This window comes from Gordonia sp. NPDC003424 (assembly GCF_053588655.1).
This window is the reverse complement of sequence record NZ_JBSFQJ010000024.1, coordinates 51,120-77,129: the sequence shown is the minus strand read 5'-3', so window position 1 is coordinate 77,129 and position 26,010 is coordinate 51,120. Positions and strand designations below refer to the sequence as shown.

At 69.0% G+C, this 26,010-nt stretch carries 17 protein-coding genes; 7 read left to right on the top strand and 10 right to left on the bottom strand.

Translation table 11 applies throughout. The features are described from left to right. Positions 1–47 precede the first annotated feature (47 nt). The 3 genes from ACWDTI_RS24635 to ACWDTI_RS24625 form a co-directional block, all read right to left on the bottom strand. Entirely contained in the window at positions 48–644 is a 597-nt protein-coding gene (locus ACWDTI_RS24635) for a DUF4878 domain-containing protein (protein WP_449740755.1), read from the bottom strand. Positions 645–732: 88 nt separating this feature from the next. Further along, the gene (locus tag ACWDTI_RS24630; RefSeq protein WP_449740754.1) at positions 733–1,746 is read right to left on the bottom strand and encodes a pirin family protein; all 1,014 of its coding nucleotides are present in this window, start codon (positions 1,744–1,746) and stop codon (positions 733–735) included. After that, the gene (locus tag ACWDTI_RS24625) at positions 1,743–2,510 is read right to left on the bottom strand and encodes an acetoacetate decarboxylase family protein (protein ID WP_449740753.1); all 768 of its coding nucleotides are present in this window, start codon (positions 2,508–2,510) and stop codon (positions 1,743–1,745) included. Before ACWDTI_RS24625 ends, ACWDTI_RS24630 begins: the two co-directional genes overlap by 4 nt. A gap of 416 nt (positions 2,511–2,926) precedes the next feature. Between ACWDTI_RS24625 and ACWDTI_RS24620 the strand changes: the two genes are divergently transcribed. Further along, complete coding sequence (locus ACWDTI_RS24620; RefSeq protein ID WP_449740764.1) at positions 2,927–3,265, top strand: LuxR C-terminal-related transcriptional regulator; 339 nt, start codon at positions 2,927–2,929, stop codon at positions 3,263–3,265. 10 nt (positions 3,266–3,275) lie between these two features. Here ACWDTI_RS24620 and ACWDTI_RS24615 read toward each other — a convergent pair whose 3' ends face one another. Beyond that, a complete protein-coding gene (locus tag ACWDTI_RS24615) occupies positions 3,276–4,250 on the bottom strand; it encodes an alpha/beta hydrolase (protein WP_449740763.1) in 975 nt (324 codons plus the stop codon). Between the two features lie 118 nt (positions 4,251–4,368). Between ACWDTI_RS24615 and ACWDTI_RS24610 the strand changes: the two genes are divergently transcribed. Together ACWDTI_RS24610 and ACWDTI_RS24605 are read left to right on the top strand one after the other, a co-directional pair. Further along, complete coding sequence (locus tag ACWDTI_RS24610) at positions 4,369–4,947, top strand: sigma-70 family RNA polymerase sigma factor (protein WP_449740752.1); 579 nt, start codon at positions 4,369–4,371, stop codon at positions 4,945–4,947. Then, positions 4,940–5,809 (top strand): anti-sigma factor, encoded by an 870-nt coding sequence (locus tag ACWDTI_RS24605; protein ID WP_449740751.1) that lies wholly within the window; start codon positions 4,940–4,942, stop codon positions 5,807–5,809. The genes ACWDTI_RS24610 and ACWDTI_RS24605 overlap by 8 nt, the downstream gene beginning before the upstream one ends. A gap of 123 nt (positions 5,810–5,932) precedes the next feature. Here ACWDTI_RS24605 and ACWDTI_RS24600 read toward each other — a convergent pair whose 3' ends face one another. Genes ACWDTI_RS24600 through ACWDTI_RS24585 form a run of 4 tightly spaced genes read right to left on the bottom strand, consistent with a single transcriptional unit; the run spans position 5,933 to position 21,516 of the window. After that, entirely contained in the window at positions 5,933–6,709 is a 777-nt protein-coding gene (locus ACWDTI_RS24600; protein WP_449740762.1) for an ABC transporter permease, read from the bottom strand. A gap of 2 nt (positions 6,710–6,711) precedes the next feature. Then, positions 6,712–7,695: an ATP-binding cassette domain-containing protein gene (locus ACWDTI_RS24595; protein ID WP_449740750.1), complete on the bottom strand. Its 984-nt coding sequence runs from the start codon at positions 7,693–7,695 to the stop codon at positions 6,712–6,714. Beyond that, positions 7,673–7,933 carry an MbtH family protein gene (locus ACWDTI_RS24590; RefSeq protein WP_449740749.1) on the bottom strand — a complete coding sequence of 87 codons (261 nt, stop codon included), beginning with the start codon at positions 7,931–7,933 and terminating at the stop codon, positions 7,673–7,675. The genes ACWDTI_RS24595 and ACWDTI_RS24590 overlap by 23 nt, the downstream gene beginning before the upstream one ends. Beyond that, positions 7,930–21,516, bottom strand: a complete 13,587-nt coding sequence (locus ACWDTI_RS24585) for an amino acid adenylation domain-containing protein (protein WP_449740761.1) — start codon at positions 21,514–21,516, stop codon at positions 7,930–7,932. Before ACWDTI_RS24585 ends, ACWDTI_RS24590 begins: the two co-directional genes overlap by 4 nt. 348 nt (positions 21,517–21,864) lie before the next feature. Between ACWDTI_RS24585 and rplN the strand changes: the two genes are divergently transcribed. Genes rplN through ACWDTI_RS24565 form a run of 4 tightly spaced genes read left to right on the top strand, consistent with a single transcriptional unit; the run spans position 21,865 to position 23,352 of the window. After that, a complete protein-coding gene (gene rplN, locus ACWDTI_RS24580) occupies positions 21,865–22,233 on the top strand; it encodes a 50S ribosomal protein L14 (protein WP_449740748.1) in 369 nt (122 codons plus the stop codon). 1 nt (position 22,234) lies between these two features. Further along, positions 22,235–22,552, top strand: a complete 318-nt coding sequence (gene rplX, locus ACWDTI_RS24575) for a 50S ribosomal protein L24 (protein ID WP_449740747.1) — start codon at positions 22,235–22,237, stop codon at positions 22,550–22,552. A gap of 1 nt (position 22,553) precedes the next feature. Further along, a complete protein-coding gene (rplE, locus tag ACWDTI_RS24570) occupies positions 22,554–23,165 on the top strand; it encodes a 50S ribosomal protein L5 (RefSeq protein WP_449740746.1) in 612 nt (203 codons plus the stop codon). A gap of 1 nt (position 23,166) precedes the next feature. Continuing rightward, positions 23,167–23,352 carry a type Z 30S ribosomal protein S14 gene (locus ACWDTI_RS24565; protein WP_006338055.1) on the top strand — a complete coding sequence of 62 codons (186 nt, stop codon included), beginning with the start codon at positions 23,167–23,169 and terminating at the stop codon, positions 23,350–23,352. 300 nt (positions 23,353–23,652) lie between these two features. Here the strand turns inward: ACWDTI_RS24565 and ACWDTI_RS24560 are convergent, their stop codons facing one another. After that, a complete protein-coding gene (locus ACWDTI_RS24560; protein WP_449740745.1) occupies positions 23,653–24,960 on the bottom strand; it encodes a DUF222 domain-containing protein in 1,308 nt (435 codons plus the stop codon). 380 nt (positions 24,961–25,340) lie between these two features. Next, positions 25,341–25,937, bottom strand: a complete 597-nt coding sequence (locus ACWDTI_RS24555; RefSeq protein WP_449740744.1) for a DUF4262 domain-containing protein — start codon at positions 25,935–25,937, stop codon at positions 25,341–25,343. Positions 25,938–26,010: the final 73 nt, after the last annotated feature.

The following is a 26,010-nucleotide window of genomic DNA, read 5'->3' as shown; positions in this document are numbered from 1 at the left end:
AACGGGTACGGCGAGAATCGATTTCCTCAACGAGCTGCGGTCGGTGCTCAGCCCCCGTGCTGGGAACCCATCGACGCCAGCTGCGTGATGGCGTCACCGGACAGCTTCCACTGTCCGTCGACCTTGACGTACGACAGTTCCATGTCGATCGGTTCGGGTGCGTGCGGGCTCTTCACCGCCACGGTGACCTCGGCATTGTTCATGCCCTGCGCTTTGACCGACTTCACCGTGTACACGTCCGGGGTGTAGCCGGCGGCGCTCGACCCCTTCGCGTAGCCCTGGATCGCCGGCAGGGTGGCGGGATCGGTGGTGTCGACGACCGTGGCGAGATCGGCCTGCGAGGTGGCCGGGTCGACCGCCTTGCGGAGGATGGCCTGGGCGTCCTCATTGGTGAGACCGATAGCGGCGTTCGTCGCGTTGCTCGCCGCCGACTTCGCCGCCTCGGTCGCCGAACCGGCGGCCGCCGAGGCCTTCGCGGCAGCCGAACCGGCCATCTCGGACGCCTTCGCCGCGCCGGAACTGAGAATCGCCGACGCCTTGTTGGTGTCGACGGTGGGCGTGCCGTTGTCGCTCGAGCAGCCCGCGACGACGAGCAGGGTCGATGCCGCGAGTAGACCGGCGGCCAGAGACTTCCGAACCTTCATTGGTTATTCCTCCTCTTGGGTAAGAGCACACTAACCCACCGAGGTCACCGGATGGACGAGCGAATCCGGCCGGGATTCGTCGGATCGATCACGCCCTGCCCGGCCGGTTGTGTCGTGGCCGCAACCGGGTGGTCGGCAACGTCGGTGCCGGCAGGTGCTGCACGGTGCCGGCGTATCCCTGGACCTGGCCGAATCGCTCACTGTGCGCCATCCACTGTTCGCGGAACGACACCATGTCGTCGTGGGTGCGGCCGACGAAGTTCCACCACATGATGATCTCCTCGCCGAACGGGGCACCGCCCAGGATCACCGCCCGCGCTGGTCCGTCGGATTCGTTGCGCAGCCGCAGATGTGTCGCGCCCACGCCGACGTAGCCGAGGTCGGTACGGGCCAGCGGGGCGGCCGACGAGTTCACCACCCGGATGTCGCCTGTGTCCACCAGGAGGCCGTGCTCGAACTCGGGATCGACCGACAGGTCGATCTCCGTTCCGGCATCCAGCGTCAGCTCTGCCCCCAGTAGCGGGGTGAAGGTGTGCACCGGGGAGCGCTCACCGGCGAGCTCGCCGAGAAACACCCGGAGCGAGGCGCCGTCGATTCGCGTCACCGGCGGGACGTAGTGCGCAAAATCGCGTGGCGTATCGACGGCGTCGGCGGGCAACGCCACCCACAACTGCACCCCGTGGAGGGTCGTGGTGTCGGGCGTGGAGACCTCGGTGTGGGCGATGCCGTGTCCCGCGGTCATCAGGTTGACCTCTCCGGGTCGCACCATCGCGTGATTGCCCATCGTGTCGCGGTGCTCGATCTCCCCGGTGAACAACCAGCTCACCGTCTGCAGCCCCGTGTGCGGATGGGGTGGCACGTCCATCCCGCCGGTCACCGACACGTCGTCAGGTCCGTAGTGGTCGGCGAAGCACCACGCGCCGATCAGTGACCGCTGACGTTGCGGCAGGGTCCGATGCACGGTCATCGCGCGCGGGCCGCCGAGCGGGACGTCGCGGGCGGTGAGCACCTCGACCCGAACGGACTCGGCACCGTCGGCGATTCCACTGTGAACCGTTGACCGGCAATCGATCTCGATCGGCGTGGCTTCCAGGTTGCTCATGGGGTGACCACCACCGCATCCTCGAACCTCATCGTGATCCGATCCACCGACGAGCTCATCACGGCGTGCCTGCCCAAGCGCAACGACCGTAACTCGTCGGCGATCGGGTGGTCACCCAACTCGAGCCGGGCACCACCGATGCGCGTCCGGGTGCCGGACGTCGACGTGAGTTTCCACGGTGTCATCCGCAACACGCCGTCGAGTTGGGAGTACGCGTTGAGCACGGTGTCGGACGGGTTGTCGGGCACCCGGATGCCTCGCCGGACGGTCAGATCGACGATGAGCCGGTCGTCGACGGTCACCCGACCGTGTCTGGTGGGGGAATCGTGGTCGACGTCGAAGTCCGCGGGGATCTTCGGGAAGCCCCAGATTCCGCGGCCGGCGGCCAGGGTGAACTCGCCGTCCACCGGGAGTCGGTGGACCAGTGCGCGTGCGTCCCCACGGGCGAGCCGGCGCAGCGAGGTGATCGCGGAGGCCGGCGGGGCGGCCGGGTCCTCGACCAGGAAACAGACCCCGAACTCGTTGTACGGACCGAGGTCCCCGTCGACGTAGTCGACGAACACCAGCATGCACATCGTGCGGCCGGGACGGGTGCGCAGTGGTCGTAGTCGTGCCGATCCGGTGCCGCCCGCCGCGGCGATCGCGTCGCTCGCGGCGCGGTAATCGGCGGTGAATCCGGCGACGAAGCAGCGGGCATGCCGGATCTCCACCGGCATCGTGACGGTGGTGCCCAGGACGTCGTGGGTCGAAGGGGCCGCGGTCATCGGGATGATCCTCTCGTAGCGATCGGCTAGAACTTGTTCTCGTTTCGCGTTCATCGTGTCAGGCCGGGCACGTTTGCGAAACCTCGAGTAGAAGTCGAGGGCAGCTGCGGGTCGATATCAGATCGAGATGTGATCTGTGACACCGTCCGGATTCGATTGTTGCACTGGTCAACCGTGTCCGATTTGCGGGGATCGGGGCTCGGGTCTCGTCGGTGCCGTGGATCGTGGTCCGTGTACTCCGTTCTGGGACTATTGTCCAGGTCACGCCTGGCTTATCGTGCATCACATGGCCGGTCAGGCCGGTGTGATGTCGGGGACCGAGGTGTCCGTGAACGCGAAGCGGAGGATGTCGGGTGAGTGTGGAGTCGGGATTGCCTGTCGGGTTGGAGCCGGTGGCGGGAGATCGGCGCAGTGAGGTGAGTCAGGTCGCGACCCCGAGTCGCGCGATCAGCGAATTCGGCCCCGGCCAGCGCGAGGTGACGCGTCTGGCGGACTATCGCGAAGACGGCGGTGCACTGCGTGAACAGCCTCGACCGAGCTTGTCGGCACGCGAGATCGAGGTGCTCCTGGCGTGGCTGGCGGCCGAATCGAAGGATGACGCGGCCGCGATGCTGTTCATCTCGGCGTCGACGGTGAGCACCCACCTCGCGCGCATCCGCGCCAAATACTCTGCCGTCGGACGCGACGCCCCGACCAAGGCTCATCTGCTCGCGCGGGCGCTCCAGGACGGATACACCAGCCTCGACCGCTGGTGACCGGTAGGCGTCAGCGCACGCCGAGGTCGCGGGACAGCGACGGCCAGGTGCGATACAGGTCGTCCTCCCAGTAGCCCCACGAGTGCGTGCCGGCCGGCCGGAAGTCCACCACGGCCGGAATGTGCAGCTCCACCAGTCGCTGCGCCATCTGGTGCGTGCACTGGTTGATGGCCGCCTCGATGAGTCCGCCGAGCGCCACCTGATTGGCCAGCGTGAAGCCGTTGCCGCCGATGAGGGGATCGCCGAGCACCTCGTGCGGCCCGGGCAGGCCGGTGCCCGACGTCATGTAGATCTTGGTCCCGCGCAGCTTGGCCGCGTTGATGTACGGGTCGTTGGCCTTCCAGCCCGGCCCGTTGACGGGTCCCCACATGTTGGTCATGTCGCCGCCGCCACGGCTCTCGACGACCAGCCGGATGTATTCCTGTCCGACGGGATCGCTCGTCCGCGCACACCCGCTGAACGCCGCCACCGATCGGTAGAGCTTCGGCGCGGCGATCGCCAGATTGAGGACCGAGGTGCCCGACATCGAGATCGCCGCGATCGACTGGACCCGCGTGGTGCGGAAGGTGGCGTCGATCAACGGGGGGAGTTCCCTGGTGAGGAAGGTCTGCCACTTGTTGCGGCCGAGGATCGGGTCGTCACGCTGCCAGTCGGTGTAATAGGAGAACGCGCCGCCGATCGGTGTCACCACGTAGACGTTCTTCTTGGCGAAGAAATCCTTGTATGTGGTGCGCGCGTCCCATGTCGCCGAATCCTCGCCGCCGCCGGCCCCGTTGAGGAGATAGAGCGTGGGCGCGGGCTTCGAGCGGTCGCGCGGGGTCAGGACGGTGACCGGGATGACCTTGTTCATCGACGCCGAGTACACCGACAGCGTGACCTGCTGTGGGTCGTCGTCGTAGCTGCTGACGACGCGCGACTGCGGTGCGGCCGACGCCCCGGTCGTTCCGCAGAGCAAGGCGGCGACGACACCGAGTATCGCCACCATCGCACCGACCGTCACACGTCGTCGTGTACGCACTGTTCTCCCCACCCGTCTCTACTGAATCCGTGGTGCACCAGTGTAACGGGCGTTCCGTGGCGGACCGACCCGCTACGGTGGGGGAGTGACCACCACGGGGGCGGCCAATGACTCCGAGCTACTGCGTACGTTGCTGGCCGAATCCGCCCGCGGCAACCGCGGCTCCTTCGCCCGTCTCTACGACCTGACGAGTTCGCGGATCTACGGGCTGGCGCTGCGGGTGGTCGTCGACCGCAATTACGCGGAGGAAGTCGTCCAGGAGGCGTATCTCCAGTTCTGGCAGCGTGCCGCCGACTATCAGCCCGCCCGGGGGCCGGTCATCAGCTGGATGATGACGATCGCCCATCGACGTGCGGTCGACCGGGTGCGGTCCGAGGAGCTGCAGCATCGCAAGGTCGGTGAGTACGGCGCGACCAATCAACCGGCCGATGCGCCCGCGCCGTTGGACATCGTGGTCGACAACGAGGCGACCACCGAACTGCGGACGTGTCTGAATCGGCTCACCGATCTGCAGCGCAACAGCATCGAGATGTCCTATTTCGGCGGCCTGACGTTTCCGGAGGTCGCCGAACACACCTCCACGCCACTGCCGACCGTCAAGTCCCGCATCCGCGACGGGCTGCGCAAGCTGCGTGACTGCCTGAGGGGCCGGGATCATGCCTGACACCGACTGGCTCGACGACCACGTCGAACTGTTCGCCGTCGACGCACTTGCCGCCGACGAGCACGAGCGCACCCAGACCGAACTCGATGACCTGGCCCCCGTCGAACGGGGCATCTACGACCGGCGCATTGCCGAAACCCGTTCCGCCATAGCCGATTTCGCGAGCGCATATGCGCACGAAGCGCCGGTGGAGCTGCGGGATCGGGTCCTGGATCGCGTGGCCGGTGAGCCGCCGGCGCTGGACGGCGATGCCCCGGCAGACGACGCCACGACGGGCGACGCAACGGCAGGCGACACCACCGCAGGCGTTGCCAGGGCAGACGACGCCACGGCACCGGCCGCCGCGCCTGAATCGGCGCCGGTCGTCCCGATCGACCGGGCCCGCAGCCGGCGGCGCCGGGCGGCGCTCATCGCCGCGGCCGCCGTCGCGGTGGCGGTGGCGCTCGGGGCCGGTGTGCTCATCGGCCGCACCACCGCGCCCGAGCAACCGGCCACATCCACGATCGCGCAGACCCAGCAGCAGATCGCCGATGTCCTCGCGGCGCCGGACGCCCAACTCTCGGCGGGCCGCCTCGACGACGACCGCGGCGTCATCACGGTGGTCAGCTCGCGCGGCCGCAATCAGGCGGTCGCCGTGCTCCGCGACCCGCGCAACCCGGTCCCGGCGGACCGCACGTTGCAGCTGTGGCTGGTCGGCAAGGCGGCACAACCGGTGTCGGCCGGACTCGTACCACCCGGAGGGGCCGGCGCGCCCACGCTCGTCGACGAGCTCGACGGCGCCTCGGTGCTGGCGGTCACGATGGAGCCGCGGGGCGGGTCGGCACAACCGACCACACCGATCCTCGTGCAGGTGCCGATCTGACCCGCCGAACACCCGTCACGGACCGAACAGCCATCACGCGTCGAACACCCGTCACCCGCCGAACACCCGTCACGCGCCGAACACCCGTCATGCGCCGAACACCCGTCACGCGCCGAACACCCGTCACGCGGTGGCCCGGCGATACAGGATGAGCGACACCGGGATACACGCCACGAGGATGACGACGCTGCAGCCGACCGAGTAGCCGATGGCGTGGTCGGCCACCCATCCGGTGGCCGGCGGGAAGTCGGGCGGCGCGGCGTTGCCGAACTTCTGCCGGGCGGCGGTGGCGACGGCGGTCACCGGACTCCATTCGGCGATCGGCCGGAGAAACCCGGGCAGACTCTGCGCCGAGATGAACGCGCTGGACAGGAAGGTCAGCGGGAACATCCACAGGAACCCGAGGCTTTGCGCCACTTCGACATTCGGTGCCGCGAGTCCGGTGACCGCACCGACCCACGCCATGGCGAGGGCGAACAGGACGATGACGCCGAACGCGACCACGGCGTCGAGCAGACTGCCGTCGACGCGCCAGCCGATGGCCAACCCGCACAACACCATCACCGCCAGGCCGAGTGCGCCGAGCAGCATGTCGGAGCCGACGCGCCCGGCGATCACCGCCAGCCGCGACATCGGCAGGGAGCGCAGGCGGTCGATGATGCCGTCGGACATGTCGTTGGCCAGCCCGACGGTGGTGAACGCCGCATTGAACACGACTGTCTGCGTGAAGATCCCGGCCATCAGGAACTCCCGGTAGGCGCCACCGCCGAACGTCGCACCGAAGACATATGCGAACAGGAACACGAACATCAGCGGTTGGATCGTCGCGCTGACCAACAGGGTCGGAATCCGCCGAACGGTCAGCAGGTTGCGCTCGATGAGGACCGCGGTGTCGGTCAGGGTCACACCGGCTCCAATCGTTCGGTGAGAGAGAGGAATACGTCGTCGAGGGTGGGGGAGGAGACCTCGGCGTCCACGATGTCGATGCCGGCGCGGTCGCACGCCTTCACCGCGTCCACGCCGGAGCGTGAGCCGTCGGCGACGGCCACTGTCCAGGTGGTGGCTCCGGCGCGACGCGGCATGCCGAGCCCGACGTCGGCGAGCGTCGTCGCGATCAGGTCATCGTGTCCCTGTGCCGTGACCGCGACCTCGATGGTGAGAATCGATTGTGCGGTCGTCGTTTTCAGTTCGCCGGCCGTCCCCTGGGCGCGGACCGTGCCGTGGTCGATGACGGTGATCTCGTCGGCCAGCGCGTCGGCCTCCTCGAGATACTGGGTGGTCAGCAGCACGGTGGTCCCCGACGACACCTGCCCGCCGATCACCTCCCACATCTGGCGTCGCCCCCGGGGATCGAGACCGGTGGTCGGTTCGTCGAGGATGATCAGGTCCGGACGGTTGATGAGCGCGCCCGCCAGGTCCAACCGCCGCCGCATGCCGCCGGAGTAGGTGCGCATCGGCCGGCCGGCGGCCTCGGTGAGTGCGAGCTCCGAGATCAGTTCGCGTGCACGGTCGGACGCCTCGGTCCGCGTCTGCCCGTACAGCTGCCCGACGAGGCGCAGGTTCTCGAATCCGGTGAGCGTGCCGTCCACCGCGGCGTACTGGCCCGAAACCCCGATCCGCCGGCGGACCGCGTCGGGGTCCCGGACTGCGTCGTGGCCGCACACCTCGACGGTGCCGGCATCGGGCCGCAGCAGGGTGGCGACGGTCCGTACCGTGGTGGTCTTGCCGGCCCCGTTGGGGCCCAGCAGTGCGTGCACGGTTCCTTGTGCGACTTCGAGATTCAGGTCGGCGAGCGCGTGCACGCGGGGCCCCCGCCGCAGCAGGCCGGACCGGTAGGTCTTGGACACGCCGGACAGCCGGATGTCAGTCATGCTGTGTCGTGGCATCTGCGCGGTCACCCCCCGTCTTCGCCGCAGCGGCATCCATCGCACGGATCAGGCTGGCCGGCCGCATGTCTCGCCAGTTCTCCTCCACGTACGTCAGGCAGTCGTCATGCCCGGCGGGGCCGTGCACGACGCGCCAGCCCTCGGGGACGGGCGCGAACTCGGGCCACAGGGAGTGCTGGCCCTCGTCGTTGACGAGTACGAAGAACACGCCTTCGGTGTTGTCGAACGGGTTGGTCATGATTCCTCCTCCTTGAACTCGGTACTGATGTCGAGAACGGCCGCGAACCGGGAGACGTTCTCCGGCTGCAGCATCTGAGCGTGTGTACAGTCCACGACGATCTCGTCGATGGTCCCCGCTACGCGATCACGCCAGTCGGCGACGGCCGGTGGTCCGGGCGGGGTATCGGCGCCGGCGGTCACGAAGGTCAGGTCGCCCCCGAACACGCCCGGCTGCCAGCCGGCGGCCAGATCGGTTGCGGCGCGAAACACTTCGTGCACGGTCTCGAACTCGCCGAGGGTCAGGCCGCCGAGTGTCCCGCCGGCGGCGCGGACCGCCTCCCACGCCGTCGGCACGTCAGGTTCGGAATCGTCTGTGGCGAGACCGAACTCGTTGAGCAGCTCACCCAGCGACGGTGCGACGGCCAGTTCGGGACGACCGGCGAGGACGAACGAGTCGAGCAGCGTCAGCGACGCGACCTCATCGCCGGCGGCCTCGAGTTGCACCGCCATCTCGTGCGCGACGAGCCCACCGAGCGACCAGCCGAGCAGGTGATACGGGCCGTGCGGTGTCACCGTCCGGATCCGTGCCACATAGTCGGCGGCGAGGTCCGCGATCGTCGGTACCGCCGGCAGCCCGCTCAGTGCGGGATTCTGCAGCGCGTACAGTGCGCGATCGGCGCCGAGGTGCGGCAGCAGCGCGGCGAAACTCCAGGACAGGCCGATGGCGGGATGGATCACGAACAGCGGCGGCGCGTCGGACGTGGTGCGGCGCAACGCGAGCAGCGGATCGAACCCGTGGATCCTCACCCCGTCCCCTGCGTCCCCCGTGTTCCCCTCGCCGAGCGAGCAGAGTTCGGCGGGCGTCGGTGCGGCGAACAGTGCGGCCACCGGCACCTCCCGGCCGAGCAGATCACTCAGTCGCGCGCTCACCGCGGTGGCCATCAGCGAGTTGCCGCCGAGGTCGAAGAATCCGTCGTCGGCACCGATTGCGGCACCGTCGATCTCGAGGATCTCGGCGAACACATCGGCGATCTGCCGCTCGGTCCCTGGTCGCGGTGCTCGGGACCGACTCTCGACGCCGACCTCGGGAAGCCTTGTGCGATCGAGTTTTCCGGTGGGCGTCAACGGCACCTCGGCCAACCGCGTCACCGAGGCCGGCCGCATGTGTCGCGGCAGGCGGGCGGCGAGGTGCGCGCGCAGTGCCGACTCCTCGACCGGACCGTCGCCGGCCGTCGTGACGTAACTGCGCAGCGCCGGTGCGCCGCCGGATTCGTCGACGACGGTCACGGCGAAGTCGACGGACGGGTGGGCGGCCAGGGCGTCGTCGATCTCCCCGAGCTCGATCCGGAATCCGCGGATCTGGACCTGCCCGTCGGCGCGCCCGACGTATTCGATCCGACCGTCGGCGGTCGGCCGCACCAGATCGCCGGTGCGGTACATACGCCGACCCGCATGGTCGTCACCGGTGACCATCGGTGCGGGAACGAATCGTGTTGCGGTGAGACGAGGTCGGCGATGGTAACCGCGGGTCACCTGACCGCCGAGGAGATACAGTTCGCCGATCACCCCGGGCGGAACCGGATGCAGTCGCCGATCCAGGACCAGCGCCCCGACCCCGTTGTTCGGTGTCCCGATGGTCAGCGGAGCGTCGGGGCGCAGTGGGGTGCTTCCGGTGGTGATCACCGTGGTCTCGGTCGGCCCGTAGACGTTGATCATGGTCCGGCCGGGTGCCCAGCGACGGACCAGTTCCGTGCCGAACGCTTCACCGCCGACGGCGAGGGTCATCAGGCCGGCGGTCGCGTCGGGGTTCATGCTCGCGACGGCGGCCGGAGTGACGAAGGCATGGCTGACCCGGTGGCGTTCGATGAACCGCTCGAGGTCGCGGCCGCCGAAGATCCCCGGCGGCACGATGGCGAGCGTTGCGGCGCCGGCGGCGGCCAGCAGGAACTCCAGCACCGACGCGTCGAAGCTCGGCGAGGCGAAATGCAGGACACGCGAATCGGTTCCGGGGCTCATGCGATCGGCCAGTTCGTCGTGCACGGCGGCGAGGCCGCGGTGCCCGACCAGCACACCCTTCGGTCGGCCGGTGGACCCGGAGGTGTAGATGACGTAGGCGAGCTGGTCGGCGTGCACTGGCGCACCACGTTCGCTCGTCCGGATCGGTGCGGGTGAGGAATGCCCGAGGCGTGTTCTGGTGGACGGGGCGTCGAGCTCCAGCACGGCGACGCGCTCGCCGATACGGGACCGATATCCGGTGGTGGTCACCACCAGTGCCGCTCCACTGTCGTCGAGCATGTGCGCGATGCGCTCCGCCGGATAGGTCGGGTCGATCGGCACGTAGGCGGCACCGCTCTTGACGATCGCCCAGATGGCGACCAGCGCCTCGATCGACCGCGGGATGGCCATCGCCACCACGCATTCGGCCCGGTCACCGACGCCGCGTCCGAGCAGGACCCGGGCGAGCCGATTGGCTCGCGCATCGAGGTCCGCGTAGGTGATCGCGTCGCCGTCGGTCACGGCCGCCCACCCATCCGGATTCGCCCGGACCGCTGCGGCGAGAAGTTCCTCGAACGTCCTCGTCGGGGCGGCGGCGGGCCCGGTCGCCGGGCTGAGCGCGGCCACCTCGAGGGGATCGGTGACGCGGAGATCGCCGATGGGGCGGTCGGGGTCGGCGATCAGTCCTCGCAGCACCCGCAGGTAGCGGGTGAGGATCTGCTCGACGTCGGCATCGCGGTACCGATCGGCCGCATACGTCACCTCCACCGCGGCCGGCCGATCCGGCGACGACATCCCGGTCACGGTGAACTGCATGTCGAATTTTGCGGTGCGCGTGCCGATCTCGGCGAGTTCGAGACTCAGGTCTGCGGTGACCGGAATGCGTTCGGCGGCCGGCGAGTCGGCGAAATCATGGACGGACAGGGCGATCTGGAACAGCGGATGCCGACCGGGCTCGCGCACCGGATTCACCTCGGCGACGACGTCGTCGAACGGTGCGTCCAGATGGTCGAGCGCGCTCAGGTCGGCGGCCCGTACGTCGTCGAGCAGTTGCGCCGCGGGGAGCTCCGGCGACAGCCGGGTGCGCAGGGCAAGGGTGTTCACGAACATCCCGACGACCTGCGAGTAGTCGGCTCCGCTGCCGGTGCGCGGGGAGCGGTTGGCGACTGGCGTGCCGATCACCAGATCGTCGCCGACCCCGAGTCGGTGCAGCAGGATCGCCAGCGCGGTGTGCAGCAGCGAGAACGGTGTGATCGAGCGTGCACGGGCGAAATCGGTTACCGCGTTGCGCAGTTCGTCATCGATCTCACGGCTGATGGTCGCCCCTGCAGGCCCGTCGGTGGGCACGTCCGGCAGGGTTGCGTCGAGGGTGGTCTCGGCGGGTGCGCCTGCGAGCAGTCCGGCCCAGTGGTCGAGGTCGACTGCTGCCGCGTCACCGGAGTCGCGCGCCTCGAGCGCGTAATCGCGGTAGTCGACGGCGGCGGCCGGCCAGTCGGTGGTGCGGCCCGCCGTCCGCTCGGTATAGGCCGAGATCAGATCGGTCGCGAGCAGCGGCAGGGACGCGCCGTCGGCGGCGATGTGGTGGATCACCAGAACCAGGGTGTGATCGTCGGGGCCGTGCGTGAGGACCGCCGCGCGTAGCGGGGGCTCGGTGGTGATGTCCATCGGCCGCAGCAGCTCTCGCTCGACGATGACCTCGTCGCCGGTGGCGACGAGGTCGCCGACGACGGCCGCGGCATCGTCGCGGACGTGTCCCACCGGTGTCTCGTCGACGACCGGGTAGATCGTCCGCAGCACGGCGTGGCGGCTCACGAGGTCGACCAAGGCCGCGCGCAGCAGTCCGGTGTCGAGCGTGCCGTCCAGGTGGATCGCGAACGGCATGAGGTAGTCGGTGGCGTCCGGGGCGGAGCGTGCCAGCGACCACAGCCGACGTTGCATCGGCGCCAGCGGGATACACGTCGGACGTGGGTGTTCTGGCGCCGGCCCGGCGCTGGTGTGGGCTCTCGCGCCGGCCGGCATCCGGGCGGCGAGTGCGCCGATGGAGGCGACGTCGAAGATGTCGGCGACCCGCCAGTCGACGCCGGGGGCGACCCGACGCAACCGGCTGGCGAGTGCGGTGGCCTGCAGTGAGGTGCCGCCCAGATCGAAGAAGTCGGCGTCGAGGTCGATGCCTGCGGCGTCCGTCCCGAGGACCGACGCGACGGTCGCGACGAGGGCCTGCTCGGCGGCCGTGTCGGCCGATCGGCCGGAGCGCGGCGCGCCCACCGGCACCGGTAGCGCCGTCCGATCGAGCTTTCCGTTGGTGGTCAGCGGGATTCGGTCGAGGACGGTCACCGACGACGGCATCATCTGCCGGGGCAGTCGGGCACGCAGCGCGGTGCGCAGGTCCGCTTCGGTCGGGTTCGGCCCCGTCGGGTTCGGCCCCGTCGGGTTCGGCCCCGTCGGGTTCGGCCCCGTCGGGTTCGGCCCCGTCGGGTTCGGCCCCGTCGGGTTCGGCTCCGTGGGGTCCGCGTGGAGCGTGACATAGGACGCGAGGGCCGCGTCGGCGCCGGAGCCGTGCACGAGCGTGGTGGCGAAGTCGACGGCGGGGTGAGAGGTCAGGGCGGCGGACACCTCGTCGAGTTCGATGCGGACGCCGCGTACCTTCACCTGGTTGTCGCTGCGTCCGTGATACACGAGTGCACCTTCGACGTCGTGGTGCACGATGTCGCCGGTGCGGTACATCACCGCACCGTCCGTCGCGAATCCGGTTGGTGCCGACACGAATCGGGTGGCGGTCAGACCGGGCCTGCCGAGATATCCGCGGGCCACCCCCGGGCCGGCGAGATAGAGTTCGCCCGGCACCATCGGCGGCACCGGCCGCAGCCGATGGTCGAGCACCAGCGCCGTGCAGCCCGGAATCGGTGTGCCGATGGTGATCGGCGCATCCGGACGCAGCGGTGCGGAGATGGTCGAGACGATGGTGGTCTCGGTGGGGCCGTAGTTGTTGCGGTAGTCGCGGCCGGCGGACCAGCGTTCGACGAGCGCGGCGGTGGATGCCTCACCGCCCACGCCCAGCGTTCGCAGATCCGGCAGGTCGGCCTCGCCGGTCGCGGCGGCCAGGGCCGCCGGCGTGCAGAAGGCGTGCGTGATCCGTTCGGCGGCAAGGAACTCGACGAGTTCGTCGCCACCGTAGATGGTAGGCGGGGCGATCACCAGGGTGGCGCCGGTGGTCAGTGCCAGCAGGAACTCGAGGATCGCGGCGTCGAAGCCCGGAGAGGCGAAGTGCAGGGTGCGGTCACCGGCACCGACGCCGTAGGCCTGCTGCTGAGCCCGGGCGAACGTCGCAAGCCCCCGATGGGTGACGATGACGCCCTTGGGTTTTCCGGTGGACCCACTGGTGTAGACCACGTACGCGGCGGTGTCGGGATTGCGCCGTGCGGCGCGGTGGCGCAGGTGCGTCCGGGTCGGCGCCGGGCGGGCGTCGAGCTGCTCGGTGGTGAGCCACCAGACGTCGCGCGGCAACTCGTCGAGGCGGCCGGTGCCGGTGATCCCGAGGACCGCCTGCGCGTCGTCGAGCATGTGCCGTAGCCGTTGCGCCGGATGGCGGGGGTCGAGCGGGAGGAGGGCGGCTCCGGCCAGGGTGACCGCCCAGGTCGCGGTCACCGACTCGGCCGAGCGGTCGAGGGCAACGGCGACAACGTCTTCGGCGCCGATGCCCATCGCGGCCAGGCCGTGCGCCCATCGTCGGGCCCGCTCGTCGAGGGCCGCATAGGTGAGGCGGGTGCGTCCGTCGTCGACCGCCACGGTGTGCGGGTGGGCGATCACGGTGTGCGCCAGGAGTTCGGCCAGATGGGTCGGTGCGGCGAGTGGGTCGGCGCCCCGCAGTGGGCCGGCGGCGAGGTCGAGGTCGTCGATCGGGCGGTGCGGATCCGCGACGATCTGCCGGCTCAACGCCACAAAGGTGCGGGCCATGTCCTCGACACGGGCGCGGCTGAACCGGTCGGTGGCGAAGGTGAAGCGCGCGGTGTCACCCCGCAGCCGCAGTTCGAGGTCGAATCGGGATGCGCCGGTGTCCACTTCATCGACGGTCACCTCGAGGCCGGGCAGGTCGACGTCGATGCCGAGCATCGAGTCCGGATCGCCCACGGCCGCATCGACGGCGAGCGAGATGGTGAAGATCGGATGCCGTCCGGTCCGCGGCGGGTTCACGGTCGCGACGACCTGCTCGAACGGCAGCTCGGCGTGGGACAGCGCGTCGAGGTCGGTGCGGCGGACCTCGTCGAGGAGCGAGGCGAATCCGGCGGAGCCGTCCACGCGTGTGCGCAGCACCACCGAGTTGACGAACATGCCGACGAGGCCGGCGAGCCGGGGATCGGGACGACCGGCGACAGGGGTGCCGATCACCACGTCCGACGGTGTGCCCCCCACGTGCACATCGGGGTCCGCGTGCAGTCGGTGGAGCAGCGCGGCGAAGACCGCGTGCAGCGCGATGAAGTCGGTGGTGCGGTCGTCGGCGAGCGAGCGCAGCGCCCGGCGCAGGTCGGCACCGAACTCCACTTCCACCGCGTCGGCAGACGGAACCGATTCGGGCGGAGCCGATTCGGACGGAACCGATTCGGCCACAACGGGGTCCGGGAGGAGGATGGGGGTGGGATCGAGCGAGTCGAGTTCTCGACCCCACCACCCGGCCAGCTCGTCGAACCGGCCCTCCAGATTCGCGGCCTGCCACCGGAGATGGTCGCGGTAGCCGACCGGAAGCGGTGCCTGCGTGGGTGATCGACCGTCACGGAGGTCCGCGTAGGCGCCGCCGATGTCACTCGCGAGCGGCGCCATCGACCATCCGTCGGCCGCGATGTGATGCACGACGATGGTCAGCTTGTGTGAGCCGGCGATGCGGTGCAGCGCCGCCCGGATCGGTGTGTCGACGGTGAGGTCGAACGGGCGCGCCGCCAGATCCGCTGCAGCGGTCTCCCATTCGGCGTGGGACACGGTGGTCGGCGTCAGGTGCGGACACGCGTCGGCCGCTGCGCGGATCTCCATGCCCGGCCGGCCGTCGTGGTCGGGGTACACGGTCCGCAGGGGTTCGTGGCGATCGATGGTGTGTCGCAGCGCGCCGCGCAACGCCTCGACGTCGAGGTCGCCGCGCAGGTCGAGCGCGAACGCGATGTTGTACTGGCCCGACCCGGCATCGGTCGCCTGGTTGAGAAACCACAACTGTTGTTGTGCCGGTCCGGGATCCACCTGCGCATCGGGGTTGTGACCGAGTTCGGCGAGCCGCCGGTCCTCGCCGGGATGCGCGTCGTCGATGTCTCCGAGGACGTGTGCGATCCCGGCGATCGTCGGATGGTCGAAGAGGTCGCGGACGGAGATCCGCCGGTCTGCGCTGCTCGGCAGCCGTTCGACGACGTGGATGGCGGACAACGAGTTTCCGCCGAGATCGAAGAAGTCGTGATCGCGGCCGATGGTGGCGGGATCGATCCCGAGTTGGGTGGCAACGATGTCGACGACCAGCCGTTCGGCCGCGGTCTCCGGTGCCGCAAGGTCGGGGGCACTGGCAAGGTCGGCGGCACCGGCGGGGTCGGCGGCACGGTCGGCACCGGGAGCCGGCAGGGCACGGAAGTCCACCTTGCCGATCGGCGTGGTTGGGATCTCGTCGAGCTCGACGATGGCACTCGGCACCATGTGGCGTGGGAGGCGATCGGCGAGGCGGGCCCGCAGCGACGGGGCGCTCGATTGGCTTGTCGGATCGAGTGTCACGTAGGACACCAGCCGCGCCTGCGCACCGTCGCCGAGTGTGGTGGTCACCGCGGCACGGACCGCGTCGTCGGCCACCAGCACCGCATCGATCTCACCGAGTTCGATGCGGTGACCGCGGATCTTGGTCTGGTGATCGGCGCGGCCCCGGAACTCGAGCTCGCGGTCGGTGGTCCAGCGCACCAGATCGCCCGTGCGGTACATGCGGTCACCCGGGTCACCGAACGGGTTGGCCACGAACCGCTTGGAGGTCAGCGGTCGCACGCCGTGGTAGCCGCGCGCGAGATGCCCTCCGGCGATGTAGAGTTCGCCGACCGCGCCGGGTGTGACCGGCTGCAGGCGTTCGTCGAGCACCATGGCGGCGATGCCCCGGATCGGCCGGCCGATGGTGACGGTCGGATCATCCGGGTCGATCTCGTCGGTGACGGTGGCGACCACGGTGGTCTCCGTCGGACCGTACGCGTTGTAGAGGGCGCACGATGCCGACCAGCGACGCACCACCTCCGGGTTCGGATGCTCGCCGCCGATCACCAGTGCCTGCAGGTCGGGCACGTCGTCGGGCGACATCGTGGTGAGCAGTGACGGCGTCAGGAACGCATGGGTGATTCGTGCGGTGCGCATCAGTTCGGCCAGATCGCTACCGCCGACCGTCTCGGCCGGCGCGATGTGCATGGTGGCGCCCGCCGCGGTTGCCATCAGGATCTCGAGGATCGACGCGTCGAAGCTCGGTGAGGCGAGGTGCAGTGTCCGGCTCGAACCGGTGAGATCGAATCCGACGACCTGCTGTGCGGCGAAGTCGGCCAGGCCGCGGTGACTCACCACGACGCCCTTCGGCGTTCCGGTGGTGCCGGATGTGTAGATCAGGTAGGCGGGCTGGTCGACCGACGGGGGCGCACCGAGTTCGTCGCCGGCGACCGGCTCATCCGAGAGGTCCTGTCGGGCAGCCATTGTCGACGGGTCGTCGAGCAGAATGGTGGGGAGTACGGGGGAGGTCGCGGCACTGGGCGGCACCGATCCGCTGCGGCTGACCAGCAACCGGGCCCCGGAATCGTCGAGCATGAACGCGATCCGCTCGGCCGGATACCGCGGATCGATCGGCACCCAGGCCGCGCCGGTGCGGGCGATGGCCCACAGCGTGACGATCCAGTCGGCGCTGCGGGGTAACGACACCGCCACGAAGCGCTCGGGACCCGCGCCATGGGCGATGAGGACCCGGGCGAGGCGGTTGGCGGCCGCGTCGAGTTCCCGGTAGGTCAGCTCGGAGGTATTGTCACACAGCGCAATACGGTCACCACCCGTCTCGACGGCGCGCGCGAGGATCTTGGTCAGGTGTTCCACCGGGCGGCGACCTGCGCCGACCGCCGGAACTAGATCGAGGTGTTCGTGCGCCTCGAGCAATCCGATGTCCCCGATCGGTGCGTCGGGTGTGGCCGTGACGGCGTCGATCAGTCGCAGCAGGCGCCGGGCGAGGGTGTGCACGTTCTCGCGGTCGAACAGCGCTGTCGCATAATCGATGTCGACGCCGATGCCCTCCGGTGTGCCGTCGGCTCCGGTGCGCTCGACAAACGTGAACTGCAGATCGAACTTCGTGTGGCCGGTGTCCACGCGCGACGCGGTGGCCGACAGCCCGGCGAAGTCCAGCTCGATCGCCGAGCTGTCCTCGACGGCGACCGACACCTGGAAGAACGGGTGGACAGCGGACGAACGGTCCGGATTCAGCAGCGTGACCAGACGGTCGAACGGGAGATCGGCATGACTGAGCGCGGCGAGATCGGTGTCGCGGACCTCGGCCAGCAACGCGGCGAACGACGCCGCCTTGTCGACACGGGTGCGCAACGCGACCGTGTTGACGAACATGCCCACCATCGCGTCGAGGTCCGCGTCGCCACGCCCGGACACCGGTGTACCGACGGTGATGTCGTCGCTGGTGGAGTAGCCGCGCAACAGTACGGCGACCGCGGCATGCAACGCTATGAAGGTCGTGACGCCGCGGTGCTCGGCGAGCCCGGCGAGTCGCCGATGGGCCGCGACGGGGATGCCCGCGTGGAGCCGGGCTCCCTGGACGGCGGGCACCCGGGGTCGCGGACGGTCGAGCGGGAGTTCGGTCTCACCGGGCACCCCGGCGAGGCGATCCGTCCAGAACTCGACGTCGTCGGCGGTCGGCGATCCCGGTGCGGTGTCGGCGAGCCGAGCCTGCCGCGCCGCACTCACCTGCGAGTAGCTCACCGGAAGCGGCGACCACGACGGCGCCACATCATCGCGACGGGCCCGATAGGCCGCCGCGAGGTCGGCGGCGAGCGGGGCCAGCGACCACCCGTCGGCGGCGAGGTGATGGATCGCGACCGTCAGTCGGTGATCGTCGTCGCCGAGCCGCACCAGCCGTGCCCGGATCGGTATGTCGCGCTCGAGGTCGAAAGGTGCAGCGGCGAACTCGCGGTCGGCGGGGATGTGGTCGCAGGTGGCGTCGAGCAGTGGGAGATCCACCTGCGTCGCGCCGGCATCACCGACGACGCCGTGGGCGACGCCGTCACGTTCCTCGACCGTCGTGCGCAGCGGCTCGTGCCGGGCGACGACGTCGGTCAGCGCGGCGCGCAGTGCCCCGGTGTCGAGGGTGCCCACGAGGCGCACGGCGAACGGGATGTGATAGCTGCCGGCCGCCGCCGGGTCGAGGCGCTCGGCGACCCAGAGCCGGTGCTGCGCGGGCGACAGGGGAATGGGGCCGGTGACGATCTCGGGCTCCGGCGGCCCGGCGACATCGTCCGGCAGGCCGTCGACCGGAACCGGCAGTCGCCGCGCGAGATCCGCGAGGTCCTCGGCGTCGAAGACGGTCCGCAGATCGATCCGCCGGCCGGTCGCCCGGGACAACCGTGCCGTCACCCGGCTCGCGGACAGCGAATCGCCGCCGAGCACGAAGAAGTTGTCCGACATGGAGATCGGAACCCCGCCGAGCACCGCGCCGACCGTGTCGGCCACGAGCTGTTGCACGGGGCCGTGGGGGTCGGTGACCGCGGCACGATCCGGCATCGCCGGAGCGGGCAGGGCCCGGCGATCCAGCTTTCCGTTGGCCGTGGTCGGCAAGTCGTCGAGGACCGTGATCACCGTCGGCACCATGTGTTCGGGCAGGAGCGCGGCGAGCTCGGCACGCAGATCCCGGGTACGCAGCCCGGTGTCGCCGGCGACGTAGCCGAGCACCGTGTGGGCGCCGGCGACGACGTCGTCGCGCACCGTCACCCCGGCGCCGCGTACGCCGTCGAGGCGGGCGAGTGTCGCCTCGATCTCGCCGGGCTCGACCCGCTGCCCGCGGATCTTCACCTGAGAGTCGCTGCGGCCCAGGTATTCCAGCTCGCCGTCGCGGCGTCGCCGGACCAGGTCGCCCGTGCGGTACAGACGAGCACCGGGGCGGAACGGGTCGGCGACGAACCTCGCGGCGGTGAGGTCGGGACGATGACGGTAGCCACGCGCGAGTTGCACCCCGCCCAGATACAGTTCGCCGATCGCACCGATCGGCTGCGGCGCGAGCCGGTGATCGAGCACATGCGCCGAGGTGTTCGCGATGGGGGATCCGATCGGAACCGTTTTGGCGTCCGCCCGGACATCGTCGTGGTTGGTCACGTCGACCGCGGCCTCGGTGGGGCCGTACAGATTGTGCACGGGGCCATCGGTGAGCTTGCCGATGGCGGTGACGGTGTCGGGGGTCAGTGCCTCACCGCTGGTGATGATGCGGCGCAGCGACCGCAGATCATCGGCGGTGGTGTCGTCGTCGGCAAACGCGGCGGCGAACACCGACAGCATCGACGGTACGAAATGGGTGGTGGTGATCGAGTGCTCGGCGATCACGTCGCGCAGATACCACGGGTCGCGGTGCCCGTGCGGACTCGGGATGACCAGCACCGCACCGGAGATCATCGGCCAGAAGAACTCCCACACCGACACGTCGAAGGTGGCCGGCGTCTTCTGCAGGACGCGGTCGTCGGCGGCGAGCTGGTATTGGTCGGCCATCCACAGCAGCCGGTTCACGATGGCGCGGTGACTGATCATGACGCCCTTGGGTTTTCCGGTCGAGCCCGAGGTGAACAGCACGTAGGCCGGGTGATCGGGTAGCAGCCGCCGTCGCGGGGTGGAGGCGTGCCGGCGCTCGGTGAGTGCGCCGAGGGTGACCGTCTCGACGCCGTGATCGGTCCCGAAGGCGTCATCACCGATCACCAGGGCGGGTTGCGCGGTGTCGAGGATGTGCGTGAGCCGAGCCGACGGTTCGTCGGGATCGATCGGCAGGAACGCGCCGCCGGCCCGGATCACCGCATGCAGGGCGACCACCTGATCGATGCTGCGTGGAAGGGCGACGCCGACAACCATTTCCGGCCCGACACCGTGAGATCGCAAGCCCCGGGCCACGCATTCGGCACGCCGGGTCAGGTCCTCGTGGGACAGCGTCGTCCCGGTGGTGTCGAGCAGGGCGGTTCGGGTGGCGGACCCGGGAACGGCGTCGGCGAGCAGATCCACCAGCGTGAGGTCGGGATGCTCGACGACCTCGCCCTCGGTGAACGCGCTGACGCTGCGGGTTTCGGCGACCGACATCATCGGGATCTCGGTGACCGGACGGTCGGCGTCGGTGTCGACGAAGCGTTCGAGGAATCCGATGATCCGGTCGTGGTGGCACGCGATCTCGTCATACGGGTAGACGTTCGGGTTGGCCTCGAGATCGAGCCGCATGCCGCCGGTGAACCCGTCGTAGACGTTGATCGACGCATCCTCGACCGGGCCCGTGGACAGGACGTTCAGGTCGCCCCGAAGGTTGCCGAAGTCGATGTGCTCGAAGAACAACATCACGTTGACCATCGGACCGAAGAAGCCCCGTCGGCCACCCGGCGAATCGAGCACGGTCGCGGTGATGTCCTCGTGGCGGTAGTGCTGGTGCCGTATCGCGGCCTTGATCTCGGTGTCCACCGCGTCGAGCAGCTCGGCGACGGTGACCGGGTTTCCGGTCCCGCCGATGGCCGCACGCACCGGGACCACATTCGAGGTGAGTCCGGCCGAGGTGCGCAGGATGGCGCGGTCGCGGGCGGCGACCGGCAGGCTCAGCATCGCCTCGTCGCGATCGTTGAACCGGGCCAGGTAGGTGGCGACTGCGGCGGTGATCAACGATGCCGCCCGCACGCGGTGGGCGCGCGCGACCTCTCGGATGCGCTCCACCAGATCCGCCGACAGCGTGGCGGCCCGGACCGTGGCGGTGGGTGCCGCCGCCGCGGAGCGCGAGGACAGCGACGTCGTCTCGGGTGCGCCGCTCTCGGCGGAGAGGCGGTCCGACCAGTGACGCCGGTCGTCGTCGAACGCCTCCGACGACCGGTACCCCGCGTCCAAGTCGGCGATCTGCGCCATCGACGCGGACTCGGCGGGCGGGACGTCGGTGCCCTCGACGATCGCGGTGTAGTGCTGCGCGACGCGCAACATCATGTACATCGCGGCGTACCCGTCGAAGGCCAGATGGTGGCCCCAGCAGTACCAGATGTGGTGCCGGTCCCCGAGCCGCAGGAGATACGTCTGGAGCAGCGGGTCGGTGAACAGGTCGGTGGTCTGTGAGCGGTGGTCGTCGATCCAGGCGAGGGCGGCGCCGCGCGGGTCGGCGGCGTCGCTGAAATCGCGTCGGCCGAGCGTGACGCTGCGCGTGCGGTCCACCAGTGCCGACGGTTCGCCGTCGTCGTGCCGTACGAGCCGCAACAGCCCGGATTCGGTCTCGATCGCGGTCGCGGCGACCGACCGCGCCATGACCTCGGCGTCCACGTCGTCGGTGAACTCGACGTAGGCCGCCACCGACATCGGCACGTCGGGGTCGAGTTGCTGTGCGTAGTAGATGCCGCGCTGCGCGGCGGTCATGCTCAGTCGGATGGCGTTGTCGATGGTCACGCGTCCCTCCCTCGTCTCGGCGTCGTGCCGGCCGGGTGGCCGGCGCAGGGCCGTCTGTGGGGTGCTTCGCGTGAGATCTGGCTGCAGATGGGTGCAGATCGTCGCCGGGTCGCGGATTTGGTTCCGACCTGCGCATTCGCCTACACTTGAACGGTTGCCTGCGGCATTGACGTGCCGCAAATCGGCTCACGAACCCACTGGGATGGCCGTCTTCCGACGAAAACCCCAGGCAGGCGTGTGTTCGGTGGCGACAGACCGTGTGCGTCGGGTCGGAAATCCGGCGTACATCTTTAAGCCAGGTCAAGGAGACTACGCACAGTGATTCAGCAGGAATCGCGCCTGCGCGTGGCCGACAACACCGGTGCCAAGGAGATCTTGTGCATCCGCGTGCTGGGCGGCTCGTCGCGGCGCTACGCCGGCATTGGTGACGTCATCGTCGCCACTGTCAAGGACGCCATCCCCGGCGGCAACGTCAAGAAGGGCGAGGTCGTCAAGGCGGTTGTCGTGCGCACCACCAAGGAGCGCCGCCGTCCGGACGGAAGCTACATCCGTTTCGACGAGAACGCCGCCGTCATCCTCAAGGGTGACAGTGACCCGCGCGGTACCCGCATCTTCGGCCCGGTCGGCCGTGAGCTGCGTGAGAAGCGCTTCATGAAGATCGTGTCGCTCGCACCGGAGGTGATCTGACATGAAGGTCCACAAGGGTGACACCGTGATCGTCATCTCGGGCAAGGACAAGGGCGCCAAGGGCAAGGTCATCCAGGCCTTCCCGAAGGAGCAGCGAGTTCTCGTCGAGGGCGTCAACCGCATCAAGAAGCACACCGCCGCATCGGCCAACGAGCGCGGCGCATCCTCCGGCGGCATCGTGACCCAGGAGGCCTCCATCCACGTCTCGAACGTGATGGTTGTCGACTCCGACGGAAATCCGACTCGCGTGGGCTACCGCGTCGACGAGGAGACCGGCAAGAAGGTCCGGATTTCCCGCAAGAACGGGAAGGACATCTGACATGACCACCACTGAAACCGCAGTGTCGGGCGGCTCCGCAAGCTCCGCCGCTGCTCAGCCGCGCCTGAAGACTCGCTACCGCGAGGAGATCAAGGACGCGCTCAACAAAGAGTTCGCCTACGACAACGTCATGCAGATCCCTGGCGTCGTCAAGGTCGTCGTCAACATGGGTGTCGGTGACGCCGCCCGCGACTCCAAGCTGATCAACGGCGCCGTCGAGGATCTCTCGAAGATCACCGGTCAGCGTCCGGAGATCCGTCGCGCCCGCAAGTCCATCGCACAGTTCAAGCTGCGCGAGGGCATGCCGATCGGTGCCCGCGCCACGCTGCGCGGCGACCGCATGTGGGAGTTCCTGGACCGCCTCGTGTCCATCGCCCTCCCGCGTATCCGCGACTTCCGCGGACTCTCGGACCGTCAGTTCGACGGCAACGGCAACTACACGTTCGGCCTGAACGAGCAGTCGATGTTCCACGAGATCAACATCGACAAGATCGACCGGCCGCGCGGTATGGACATCACCGTCGTCACCTCGGCCACCACCGACGAGGAAGGCCGCGCGCTGCTGCGTGCCCTGGGCTTCCCGTTCAAAGACAACTCCGTGAAGGACAACTGACATGGCAAAGAAGGCTCTGGTCAACAAGGCCAACAAGAAGCCCAAGTTCGCCGTGCGTGGCTACACCCGGTGCAACAAGTGCGGTCGCCCGCACTCGGTGTTCCGCAAGTTCGGCCTGTGCCGTGTGTGCCTGCGCGAGATGGCGCACGCCGGCGAGCTGCCGGGCGTGCAGAAGTCGAGCTGGTGACACTCAGCCTCGCTGGTTGAGTTCGACAGGCTCGATCCGCCGGAGCCGCCCATGGCGATAGCGAAGGGCGGGTCGAAACCACCTGAGGCGCAACAGCTTCACCCGAACAGCCCCACCTCCCACCTCGGGAGGTGGGGCTGTTCGCCATTGCGCCCGTGACACCGGCCGGTTCACACTATGGAGTTCTCAAGGTTCGTGCGCAGCCCCGACGAATCGGGGTGCGCGGAATGTGCTGCGCGTCAAAGGTTTTCTGGCTGCCTATGGTCTACCACGAGGCTCCGACAGTCGGATTCGAGTGATTCACGCGGCGATGCGGTCGTCCAGGGTCATGGTGCGCCGGTTGTACGCCGGTAGGGGTCTGCGACGGGGGTCGACGGATGCCGGCGGAACGAGCCACGGGTGACCGTCGGCGCCCATGGTGATGTCCCAGTCGGTGTTGTGGATCTGGGTGTGGCACGACGTGCAGAGCAGACACCCGTTGTCCAGATCCGTGAGGCCGCCCTCGCTCCACCAGACGATGTGGTGACACTGGGTGTGTCCCGCGGGGGCACCGCACTTGATGCAGCACACATCCCGGATGATGATCGCGCGGCGCTGAGCCGGGGTGAACAGGCGTTCTTTGGTGCCCATCTGCAGTGGCACGGTCTCCCCGTCGATGACGACCTCCGTGACGGTCGAGTCACACGCCAGCAGCTTGGCCGTCGTCGCCGTGATCGGTCCCAACCAGTCGAGGCCGGCCTTCTCCGGTGCGGTCGCCGGCAACGTCAGATAGACAAACGTCTTGGGTGGCGTGACCAGGCTGCTGTCGGCGACCGCGGCGGCGTCGAGAATGATCTCGAGGGCATCGGCGTTGCGGGCGCCGGCGGTGCGCGCGTCCGGGGAGCCGTCGGGCTCCGGACGTGGCATGTTCAGCGATTCGATTGCAGCGGTGAGCTTTTCCCCGATGACCGCGTCCAGATCGGCCTTCACCGACAGCCGTCCGTCCGGGGTCTTCGTCAGGGCGAGCTCGTTGATGCCGCGGTCTTCTGCGGCCGGTAGGCCACCGGTTTCGGCGGCGTACTCGTTGCCCAGGTCGCGCGCCTTCTTGCCGATCTCGGCAGGGGTGGCGCCGGACATGGCCTGGCCGATCAACATACGTTCGACCTCCAGTTCTTCTTCCCGACAGAGTCCGTCCGGCGCCCGATGCTCGACGTGACCGATCCCGGTCACGATGGCGTCCGCGTGCTCACCCGAGACCGCCCCGTCGGCGGTGTAGCCGGGAAGGCGCTGCAACCTCGGCAGTGCGGTGCCTATGCGGAGCCAGCGATGTGCGACCGCCGGCGCAGCGCCCATGGTCATCAACAGCTTCGCGGTCCTGCCGGCCGATTCGCGGGCGACACCCAACCGGTCGAGGGTCGCCGCACCGACGGCGGCGTGATGGTCGAGGATGGCGCGCAGCTCGATGATCAGTCCCATCGCGGACTGTGCTTGCAGGCCGCTCGGATCTGCAACCGGTGAGAGGTCCCACAGGGCGGCGCGGATCGCGGTCAACACCGCGACATAGTCCGCCGCGGCGTCGGGTGCGGGAGGTTCGGTCACCCCGGAGGTGGCCAAAGCAGTTGTGGTCATGACGAACACCTTCCGATCGACATCGTGAATCACGGTGCAGGGATTCTCGTCGTCGTTGGGCCGGCCGGTTCCAAACCTGTTGCCGGTGTTCGTCTTTCATCAGCCTGTCCTGCTATGAAGAACAGTACCCGGGGCCACCGACAAGATTCGTCGGGTCGTGCCCGAGAGGTCTACCCCTTCCGCGGGACGTGCGGGTCGGTCGTCGGCGGTCGGGAACCGATCGGTCACCCAGGATTCCGCGTCACTCAGTTGGGGCCGCAGGCCACCGCTCCGATGTGCCCGACGAGGCCGGGCGCATCGGCGTATGGCCCGCAGACACGGTCCTGGTTGACACAGAAGGGAATTGACCACACGGCTCCGAGCAGACCAGTGGCGCCGGATCACTCCCTGACGCGTCGGCGCCGGGCCGCTCGATTGGGTCCGTCGTTGCGCAGGATCATCCGCCGTCCCCGAATCCGCTCGCTGCCAGTCCCCGCGATGCCCTTGATCAGCTGGTCGCCCTGCTCGAGCGAATACTCCTCATCCCAGGGATACGACCCCGCGTCGTCGGGCCAGACCGCTTGCAGCGCAGGTGCATTCGGGAACAACTCGTTGGTGATCAGGAGATCGTCCTTGTCGATCACCTCGATCAGCCGGACCGGTGCCGTCAACGACTCGAGCGGCAGCGCCACCGCGCGATCGACGATATCGTGCCAGTCATAGCGGTGCAGGAGGTCCACGAGCTCGTTGAGCACGCCCCAACTCGTGCGCGCGTCGAGTCCGTAGACCACGAGTTCGGGAAGCGAGTGCAGGGTGGCACCGGTCGTGTAGGCGAACGAACAGTCCGGCGGCTCGCATTCGGCCGACCCGCACGTGCACAGTTCGCTGATCGCCGTCACCGCCCAGCCGCAGCGGCGGATGGTGGCGATCGTCTCCTGCACCAACGGATCGGGATGCCAGCGTCGAAGTCCCCGGATGGCGGAGTCGTGGTCCGACATGATTCGCTCCTTTGTTCGAAGGTGGCCTCAGTAGATCATCCGGGTCCGACAAGGTCCGTCCCCCGATCGGGGG